This is a genomic window from Phaeobacter sp. CAU 1743, assembly GCF_039839315.1.
Taxonomy (GTDB): Bacteria; Pseudomonadota; Alphaproteobacteria; order Rhodobacterales; family Rhodobacteraceae; genus Phycobacter; species Phycobacter gallaeciensis_A.
Genome location: NZ_JBDOQR010000115.1, coordinates 1 through 7558 on the forward strand (window position 1 = coordinate 1; position 7558 = coordinate 7558).

Annotated in this window: 5 protein-coding genes; 2 read left to right on the forward strand and 3 right to left on the reverse strand. The window is 60.3% G+C overall.

Annotated elements, in window-relative coordinates; translation table 11 throughout:
* Positions 1 to 377: 377 nt before the first annotated feature.
* On the reverse strand, positions 378 to 1673 hold the full coding sequence (glyA, locus tag AAFO90_RS23365) for a serine hydroxymethyltransferase (protein ID WP_274834205.1): 1296 nt from the start codon (positions 1671 to 1673) through the stop codon (positions 378 to 380).
* A gap of 222 nt (positions 1674 to 1895) precedes the next feature.
* Here glyA and AAFO90_RS23370 point away from each other — a divergent pair, with 222 nt between their 5' ends.
* Positions 1896 to 2651, forward strand: coding sequence for an NAD kinase (locus tag AAFO90_RS23370; RefSeq protein ID WP_274828442.1), 756 nt, complete (start codon positions 1896 to 1898; stop codon positions 2649 to 2651).
* Between the two features lie 82 nt (positions 2652 to 2733).
* On the opposite strand, the gene AAFO90_RS23375 is transcribed toward AAFO90_RS23370, so the two are convergent.
* Positions 2734 to 4170, reverse strand: a complete 1437-nt coding sequence (locus tag AAFO90_RS23375) for an amidase family protein (protein ID WP_347510973.1) — start codon at positions 4168 to 4170, stop codon at positions 2734 to 2736.
* A gap of 394 nt (positions 4171 to 4564) precedes the next feature.
* Here AAFO90_RS23375 and prpE point away from each other — a divergent pair, with 394 nt between their 5' ends.
* Positions 4565 to 6457 carry a propionate-CoA ligase PrpE gene (gene prpE, locus AAFO90_RS23380; RefSeq protein WP_274828444.1) on the forward strand — a complete coding sequence of 631 codons (1893 nt, stop codon included), beginning with the start codon at positions 4565 to 4567 and terminating at the stop codon, positions 6455 to 6457.
* Between the two features lie 471 nt (positions 6458 to 6928).
* Here the strand turns inward: prpE and AAFO90_RS23385 are convergent, their stop codons facing one another.
* Positions 6929 to 7438 (reverse strand): hypothetical protein, encoded by a 510-nt coding sequence (locus AAFO90_RS23385; RefSeq protein WP_347510974.1) that lies wholly within the window; start codon positions 7436 to 7438, stop codon positions 6929 to 6931.
* Between the last annotated feature and the right edge of the window lie 120 nt (positions 7439 to 7558).

Genomic DNA, 7558 nt, shown 5'->3' on the forward strand with positions numbered 1-7558 from the left:
ATAGAGAAACTCCGCGATGGCCTGACAGGACTTCCCATCATCAAGGAGCAAGATTGCATTGGCGCGCCGTGCAACGCCGTGGTCTTCGCGATGGCTGCGCACGCAAGCGACAAGCTCACGCCGCTCTAAAGAGGTAAGAAAACCGGGACGGATCATGCCGTTACTTGAATCGCGACCTTCTTGCACGTCAACCCTTCAGATCTCGGGTCTTCAGTGACTCCGGGTATACCAAACTGCGCAGGGCGGAGACGGTCCTGTCAGGCGCCGTACTCCTCCTTGGGAATATCCATTGCCCGATAAACTGACATTCGGCAAGAAAAATGCCCGGCGCGATGTCATCGCGCCGGGCACTGGAAGCATAAAGAACCGTTCTGGGATCAGAGGTTCGGGTAGAGCGGGAAGCGGGCGCAGAGGGCTGCGACCTTGCCGCGTACGGCCTCTTCCACGGCCTCGTTGCCGTCTTCACCGTTGGCGGCCAGACCATCGATCACCTCGACGATCAGGTCAGCGATGTGACGGAACTCTTCCTCGCCAAAGCCGCGGGTGGTGCCCGCCGGGGTGCCAAGGCGGATGCCCGAGGTCACGGTCGGCTTTTCCGGGTCAAACGGGATGCCGTTCTTGTTGGTGGTGATATGCGCACGGCCAAGGGCCTTGTCCACGATATTGCCGGTCACGCCTTTGGGGCGCAGGTCGACCAGCATGACGTGGGTGTCGGTGCCGCCGGTGACGATGTCCAGGCCGCCCTTGATCAGCTGATCAGCAAGGGCTACGGCATTGGCGCGCACTTGCTTCTGGTAGCTTTTGAACTCGGGACGCAGGGCCTCTCCGAACGCAACAGCCTTGGCTGCGATCACATGCATCAGCGGGCCGCCCTGGATACCGGGGAAGATGGCGGAGTTCACCTTCTTGGCGATGTCGGCATCGTTGGTCAAGATCATGCCGCCGCGCGGACCGCGCAGGGTCTTGTGGGTGGTCGTGGTCACCACATGCGCGTGCGGGAAGGGCGAGGGATGCTCACCTGCGGCCACGAGACCGGCGAAGTGGGCCATATCCACGTGCAGATAGGCACCAACCTTATCTGCGATTGCGCGGAAGCGGGCAAAGTCGATGACCCGCGGGATCGCGGAGCCGCCGGCGATGATCAGCTTGGGCTGGTGCTCCAGCGCCATGGCTTCGACCTGATCGTAGTCGATCAGGTTGTCGTCGCGGCGCACGCCATAGTGCACGGCGTTGAACCATTTGCCCGACTGGTTGGGCGCGGCGCCGTGGGTCAGGTGACCGCCCGAGGCGAGATCCATACCAAGGATGGTGTCGCCGGGTTTGATCAGCGCCTGGAAGACGCCCTGGTTGGCTTGGCTGCCCGAGTTCGGCTGAACATTGGCAAAGCCGCAGCCGAACAGTTCCTTGGCGCGTTCGATCGCCAGGTTTTCCGCCACGTCGACATACTGGCAGCCACCGTAGTAGCGGCGCCCCGGGTAGCCTTCGGCGTATTTGTTGGTCAGCACGGATCCCTGTGCTTCCATCACTGCGGCAGAAACGATGTTCTCCGATGCGATCAGCTCGATCTCGTCGCGCTGGCGGCCCAGCTCGTCAGTGATCGAAGAATACAGTTCGGGATCGCGATCGGCGAGGGACTGGGTGAAAAAACCGGGGTCACGGGTGGTCTCGGTCATGCTGGCTCCGTCGGGTTGGAGGTGGGATTGCGCGATTTCCTATCGGAAACACGGCCGATCTAAAAGCCCGTAAAGCGACTATTACCTGCGGCAGAACGGCCACTCTGGTCTTTGTGGGGCAGCTGTGCTTGTTTCGGAACCGAATGCGCACCACCGGAAACAGATTTCCGCGCCCTGCGCCCCCAGTCGTGACCTCAGGGTGGCCCCAATGAGAATAGCTTCATGAGAATCGCCTTTCTGGCCAGCTCCGCCAAGGTGGCGCAAACCGCGCTCAAGGCTTTGGTCGACCGCTATGGAAATGTCCCGCCGCAGGAGGCGGAAGTGATCGTGGCACTGGGCGGAGACGGCTTCATGCTGCGCACCATGCACGAAACCGTCGATCTGCCCGCGCCGGTCTATGGCATGAACCGGGGCACCGTCGGCTTCCTGATGAATGAATATCACGAAGAGGCGCTGATCGAGCGGCTGCGGGAAGCGGAACAGGAAATCATCAACCCTCTATCGATGACGGCAATGGACCGGGATGGAAAGATTCACCACGCGCTTGCGATCAACGAGGTGTCGCTGCTCCGCGCCGGGCCACAGGCGGCGCGGCTGAAGATTTCGGTGGATGGGCGACAGCGGCTGGCCGAGCTGGTTTGCGACGGGGCGCTGGTGTCCACGCCGGCCGGCTCCACCGCCTATAACTACTCTGCCCACGGCCCCATTCTGCCCATCGGCGCCGATGTGCTGGCCCTGACGGCGGTGGCAGCCTTTCGCCCGCGGCGTTGGCGCGGAGCGCTGCTGCCCAGTACCGCCAATGTGCGTTTTGACGTGCTGGAGGCCGACAAACGCCCGGTGATGGCCGAAGCGGATTCAATCTCATTCGAGAATATCGACTGGGTGGAGATCCGGACGGATACAAGCATCCGGCACAAAATCCTGTTTGATCCCGGCCACGGACTGGAAGAGCGGCTGATCTCGGAGCAGTTCACCTGATCCAGAAGACTGAGATGTGAAAAGGGGCGCTGCGGTTTGCAGCGCCCCTTTATAAAGGTGTTCAAGGTTGGGGCAGGCTGTGTCAGCCCTGATCCATCATCTCCCACAGCGGCAGATGCATACGGCCAACGCGAGCCTCGATCGCGGCGCAGGCATCGACCGCCATGTCTTCGCGCCAGCGCGGCGATACGATCTGGACGTTGATCGGCTGCGGGCCTTGCTCCAGCTGCGCCAGCCGGGAGGGAACGCAGCCCGCGGGCAGCCCCATGAAGTTCATCGCATAGGAATAGACCGCGCAGCCCAGCACCTCGTGCACTCCTTCAGCGCCTTCGGTGTCGCGATCCGGTTTGAAGAAGGGCTGCGGCAGGAAGGGGGTCAGCACCAGCGGGTAGTCCTGCTGGAAAAGGGACCACTCCCGCGCATAATGGCTGCGTTTTGCCATCATCTGCAGCAGCTCATCGCCCATGAAAGGCGGGAACTCCTGGAAGTAGACCTCGAAGATGTCGCGTACGGTTTGCGATCCGGCGGCATCCACGTCCTTTTTCATCATCGCGTAGACCTCGCCCATCAGGGCGCGATAGCCGTTGCGGCCTGCCTCGAACACATTGGGCGGCTCGACCTCTTCCACCACGTAACCGGCATCGCTCAGCGCATCGCGGGCGGTCAGCAGCGCGGCCTCGACCTCGGGGTGCGGATCATAGCCATGGGTGTTGCGGGTAAAGGCGACCTTGATCGGTCCTTCGGGTTCCTCCCCGCGCCAGGGCAGGGGGACGTGGAAGGGATCGCGCGCATCGGGGGCGATCATCGTCGGCATTGCCAGATGCAGATCCTCGGCCGAGCGGGTGATCAGACCCTGCACCGACATGGATTGCGCCAGCATGCCGCGCTCTGCCTTCTGGCTGGGGTTCCAGGCAGGCACACGGCCCAGGCCCGGTTTCACCGTGACCGCGCCGTTGGCCGCAGCCGGAAAGCGCAGAGAGCCGCCGATATCATTGCCATGCCCCAGCGCGCCGATCCCGGCCATTACGGCTGAACCTGCGCCGCCAGAAGAGCCACCCGGCGAAATATGCCGCCCCCAGGGATTGTAGGTGCGTCCGTGCAGCGGGTTGTCAGTATCGGCACGGAATGAAAACTCCGGCGTATTGGTGCGCCCAATCACGACGGCACCGGCCTTGTGCAGGTTCTCGACCACCGGGGCATCCGCCGGGGCGATGAGATCCTTTAGCGCGGTGACCCCGTTCGAGGTTGCATGACCCGCCTGGTCGACGTTGATCTTGATGGTGACTGGCACCCCGTGCAGCGGGCCGGGCGCAGCGCCTGCAGCGCGTGCCTTGTCGAGGGTCCGGGCGCGTTCCAGTGCCTCGGCGCTCAGGTCTTCGACCACCGCATTGAGCGCGGGATTTGCTTCCTGCATGCGGTCGATCGAGGACTGAACCGCAGCCTCGGCGGAAATGTCCCCGGCACGGGTCTGGGTGGTCAATTCGGTGGCGCTGAGACGCCAGATATCGCTTTGTGTCATATGTAATTCTCCTGCCGGCAGGTTAGACGCCGCGCGTCGGGTTGCAAGGGGATATGCGGCAAAACCAGGGATCATTTTGCGACTTGCTGCGGGAACGGGCAGGGCTGTGCGGATGTCGCGCGGAACGCAAGATGGGCGTCCTGACGCGTGGAGTGCTGCGCATTGATTCGAAGGCGTAGCGGCAGGCCTTAGCCAAATCGGCTTTGCAACTTTGCAGATTTTCAGAAATCGCGCCGTAATACGTAAGGCTCCGCCGCGTTTGCATATATTTGCAGGGCGTAACAGGCCGAAATTGCAAATTTCTGCTACACTGTGACGCCACGTTCCTTCGGCGGCTTGCCCGGGCGCATCGCTTGGGCATAACTCTTTTGCATCGAGGAGCGAGGAGGACGCCATGTCGTATCAAGACGTATATGCCAGCTGGAAATCGGATCCTGAGGGGTTCTGGATGGAGGCCGCGAAAGCGATCGATTGGGACCAGGCTCCGAGCCGGGCGCTGAGCGATCTTGGCGGCGGGCTGTATGAATGGTTCGCCGACGGCATGGTCAACACCTGCTACAACGCCGTTGACCGCCACGTGGAAAACGGACGGGGTGAGCAGACGGCGATCATCTATGACAGCCCGATCACCCATACCAAGCGCGAGATTTCATTCGTCGAGCTGCGCAACCGCGTCGCCACGCTGGCCGGCGCACTGCGGGCTAAGGGTGTTGAAAAGGGTGACCGGGTCATCATCTACATGCCGATGATCCCCGAGGCGCTTGAGGCGATGCTGGCCTGCGCCCGTATCGGCGCGGTGCATTCGGTGGTCTTTGGCGGTTTTGCGGCAAACGAACTGGCGGTGCGTATCGACGATGCCACTCCCAAGGCGATCATCGCTGCCTCCTGCGGGTTGGAGCCGGGCCGGGTGGTCCACTACAAGCCGCTCTTGGATGGAGCCATTGATCTGGCCACGCACAAGCCCGACTTCTGCGTGATCTTCCAGCGTGAACAAGAGGTTGCCGAGCTGGTCGAAGGGCGTGATGTCAACTGGCACGGCTTCCAGTATGGGGTCGAGCCGGTCGATTGCGTGCCGGTCGAGGGCAATCACCCAGCCTATATCCTCTATACCTCCGGGACCACGGGGCAGCCCAAGGGCGTGATCCGCCATACTGGCGGGCAGCTGGTGGCGCTGAACTGGTCGATGAAGAACATCTACAACGTTGATCCGGGCGATGTGTTCTGGGCGGCGTCTGACGTGGGCTGGGTCGTCGGGCACAGCTACATCTGCTATGGGCCACTGATCCATGGCAACACCACAATCGTGTTCGAAGGTAAACCTGTGGGCACCCCCGATGCGGGTACTTTCTGGCGGGTGATTTCCGAGCATAACGTCAAGAGCTTCTTTACCGCGCCTACGGCGTTCCGCGCCGTGAAGCGCGAAGACCCCAAGGGCGAATTCGTTGGTAAATACGATCTGTCCTGCTTGAAACAGGTGTATCTCGCGGGCGAACGTGCTGACCCTGACACCATCACCTGGGCGCAGGACCAGCTGAAGGTGCCGGTGGTCGACCACTGGTGGCAAACTGAAACCGGCTGGTCCATCGCAGCGAACCCGCTGGGGATCGAGGAGCTGCCGACCAAGCTTGGCTCGCCCGCCGTGCCGATGCCGGGCTATGAGGTGGATATCCTGGATGAGGGCGGTAATCCGATGCCTGCAGGTGAACTTGGCGCCATCGCGGTGAAGCTGCCCTTGCCGCCGGGCACCCTGCCGAACCTCTGGAATGCCGAGGAACGTTTCAAGAAAAGCTATCTAACCACCTTCCCAGGCTACTATGAAACCGGCGATGCAGGCATGAAGGATGAGGATGGTTACCTTTATATCATGGCGCGCACTGACGATGTGATCAACGTTGCCGGCCATCGCCTGTCCACCGGCGGCATGGAGGAGGTTCTGGCCTCGCACCCCGATGTTGCCGAATGCGCGGTGATCGGCGTTAGTGATCAGTTGAAGGGGCAGATGCCGGTTGGCTTTCTTTGCCTGAACGCGGGCACCAACCGCCCGGGTGAGGAGATCGTCTCTGAGGTCGTGAAGCTGGTACGCGAAAAGATTGGCCCGGTTGCGGCATTCAAATTGGCCGTAGTGGTGGACCGCCTGCCCAAGACGCGGTCTGGCAAGATCCTGCGCGGCACCATGGTCAATATCGCAGACGGCACGCCCTACAAGATGCCCGCAACCATCGACGATCCGGCCATCCTGGATGAGATAAAGGACGCCCTGCAAAGCATCGGCTACGCCAAGGGCTAAACCAGTCTGAAGGCTAGAATACCAAACCGTGCCGCATTGCTGCGGCGCGGTTTGTTCGTTGGGGGTCGAAGAAAGCCAGTGCTGGGGGAGGGTTTTGAATCCCCTGACGATCAGGATTCTTTCATCTAACCCCATCCTGCAACCCACTGAGAAACCTGCATTTATCAAACAAAATCAATAATTTATTCCATTCAGACGAAGAATCTATTCATCACTCCCCAACACACACCGCAGCCCCGAACCGCTCAGACCACCGTTCAAAAGCACAAAATAAGCACAAAATCTCGGAGCAAGATGAGGGGCAGGATGACACTGCACTGCGTGCCAACAATGTGGCAGAAGCACCTTTCTGAAGCCGCTGGGCGTGAGTTAAGCAAGGGGTGTGGGCAACCGAATACGGCCAAGCAAAAAGGCCAGCACCGTTTCCAGCACTGACCCCCAAAATAATCCTAACGTGAGCGGAAAGGTTGTTCAGAACGACGTCTGACCGCTCATCCCGACGATACCCTGCACAGCAGCATCCACACCGCTGACAATGGTTCCAGTATTCACAGCACCGAGAGCAGTCGTGGAGAGATTGCCGATAGACCCATTCACTTGGTTCATCACGTTGTTGATGGACCCATCAACTGCACTCATATTGGAGGCCACGTTCAGCACAACCGCACCCGTATCAACCGACCCTCCGATTTGGGTCAATGCAGCGGATATAGCGTTTGTATAGGTGGTCGCTGCCTCATCTACGGCAGAATTGACGCCAAGCGTGATGTCGCCCGTATTCACCGCTCCGAGAGCGGTAGTTGCCATATCGCCAAAATCAACGGTTGGCAGAGTAAATTCGGTTGCAGTGGCAATGCTGGCAGTGGCGACAGCAGTGGCCTCTGTAATGCCTGTAACGGTGTTGTTGATAGAGCCAGTTATATTACTAGCATCTAAATGTAATAGCCCTGGAACCTCAACAAATAACACTTCATCCCACATTCCCCAAGTAGATCGCTGATTTCGCTGTCTTGACCGTTGTATTTCACATATAAATCATAGTGTTGGCGGCTGATAGGGGCGTGTTTCATGGGTCACCCAGAGGGTGTAGGCTTGCAGCAG